Origin of the sequence: Mesorhizobium sp. M7A.F.Ca.CA.004.06.1.1 (assembly GCF_003999135.1) — a bacterium.
In the GTDB taxonomy this organism is placed as follows: Bacteria; Pseudomonadota; Alphaproteobacteria; order Rhizobiales; family Rhizobiaceae; genus Mesorhizobium.
On the sequence record NZ_RZPQ01000950.1, the window covers coordinates 1 to 1,900 of the forward strand.

The window sequence follows — 1,900 nt, forward strand, 5'->3', positions numbered from 1 at the left end:
GCCTTCGGACGGCTCGGCGCCGAATTTGGTCTGCGGTGTCGCCACCTTGCAGCTCTGGCCCGCAACGCTGGCGTTCCAGACACCGGCGACGCTGGCGGCGGTCACGTCCGAAGCGCCGGCCGGCGCCGAGCCGTCCGAAGGCAGCGCGGCGACCTGGGTGTTCGCCGGCGCGGTCGGGAATTGCGAAGGGTCGGTGGTGCCGGGCGATGCCGGCGGCGGCAGTTGGTTCGCCGTCACCTTGCCGGCGGGCGCGGCCTCCAGCGGTGCCGGCTGCTGGTCATCCATCGAGGAAAAACGTGAGGTCGAACAGCCACTCGCAACGAGCGCCGCCAGCGATACGGCCACCAGACCGGTTTTCGAAAAAGTCATTCCAACCTCCGTCGGATCCGGCTGGGGGGAAGCCGTCCGCACAATCTCACCCCCACCAAGATGGAGAAGGTGGCGAAATTTCAACCCGATATGGTTAAAATACAGTTTGCAGCAAGAATTGTTGCAAATTTATCGCAATCGCGACGGCTGACCGTTTGTCGCGCGTCGCTTGGGAATTCCGGTCAACACTTCGTCGGTGGACGCTTGCGCGAACCGCCTTAGCGCCTATGTCTGGAAAACGAAACCCTGCTGGAGCCGCAAATTGGCCGCGAGAAAGACTGCCGCCAATCGCTATTACAGCGGCCCGCCCAGCGACCATTTCGACGGCGCATTGTTCTTCAATCCCGACGGCCGGCCACCCGGCCGTTTCGCCGACCTGCTGAAATGGCAGTTGAATGGCCAGCGCTCGAAATGGCCGGCGAGCGATGCAAGCCCCTTTCCGCAGGCGAAACCGACGGCTCGGGTCGAGGGCGCCGCGCTGGAAGTGACCATGGTTGGTCATTCCACCTTGCTGGTCCAGACGGCCGGTCTGAACATTCTTACCGATCCGGTGTGGTCGCTGCGCGCGTCGCCGCTTTCCTTCGCCGGACCAAAACGCATCAATGCGCCAGGCATCGCCTTTGCCGACCTGCCGCCGATCGACCTCGTGCTGGTCAGCCACAACCATTACGACCATCTCGACCTCGCCACGTTGAAGCGGCTGAAGGCCGGCCACGACCCGCTGGTGCTCACTCCGCTCGGGAACGACGCCATCATCGAAGCCGCCGTGCCCGGCATGCGACTGTCGGCGCATGACTGGGGCGACAGGGTCGGGATCGGCGATGGCGCCGCCGTCCATGTCGAGCCGGTGCATCACTGGTCGGCGCGTGGCGCCCGCGACCGGCGCATGGCGCTGTGGGCCGGCTTCGTCGTCGAAACGCCTGACAGCAAGCTCTATTTCGCCGGCGATACCGGCTTTCACAATGGCATCAACTACCGGCTGATGGCTGAGAAACATGGCGGTTTCCGCTTCGCCATCCTGCCGATCGGCGCCTATGAGCCGCGCTGGTTCATGGCGCCGCAGCACCAGAATCCGGAGGAGGCGGTGCAAGGCATGACGCTGTGCAATGCCGCCCATGCCGCCGGCTGTCATTGGGGCACCTTCCAGCTCACCGACGAGCCGATCGACGAGCCTGCGCGCAAATTGACCGAGGCGCTTGACGATCAAGGCATCCCGCGCGAGCGCTTTCGCGCCTTGCGGCCGGGCGAGGTCTGGGATGTGCCGGAGCACATAGCGCCCTGATCCGCATCGGTTTCGACGGAACCCCAGCGCGGCAACCGCGTTTTCAAGTGGTTGAAAAATCTGTCGGTTTGCGAGGCATTGCCATGCTCAAATGGATCATCATTCTCCTGATCGTCGCCGCCGCAGCCAGCCTGCTCGGCATGCCGGCGCTGGCAGGTGCCGCCGCCACCGGCGCGCGGATCCTTATCGGCATCGTTCTGATCATCTTCCTGCTGGTGGTGCTGGGCATTTTCGCCGTCACGTGAGTCC

3 protein-coding genes are annotated in these 1,900 nt (G+C 64.4%); 2 read left to right on the plus strand and 1 reads right to left on the minus strand.

Going from position 1 to position 1,900, the window contains the following annotated elements; all coding sequences use genetic code 11:
* Positions 1–369 (minus strand): hypothetical protein (locus tag EN906_RS32540; RefSeq protein WP_127375699.1); only part of this gene is annotated, 369 nt, incomplete at its 3' end.
* Between the two features lie 262 nt (positions 370–631).
* Here EN906_RS32540 and EN906_RS32545 point away from each other — a divergent pair.
* The gene (locus EN906_RS32545; protein ID WP_127268402.1) at positions 632–1,651 is read left to right on the plus strand and encodes an MBL fold metallo-hydrolase; all 1,020 of its coding nucleotides are present in this window, start codon (positions 632–634) and stop codon (positions 1,649–1,651) included.
* Positions 1,652–1,734: 83 nt separating this feature from the next.
* A complete protein-coding gene (locus tag EN906_RS32550; protein ID WP_013528842.1) occupies positions 1,735–1,896 on the plus strand; it encodes a DUF1328 family protein in 162 nt (53 codons plus the stop codon).
* Positions 1,897–1,900: the final 4 nt, after the last annotated feature.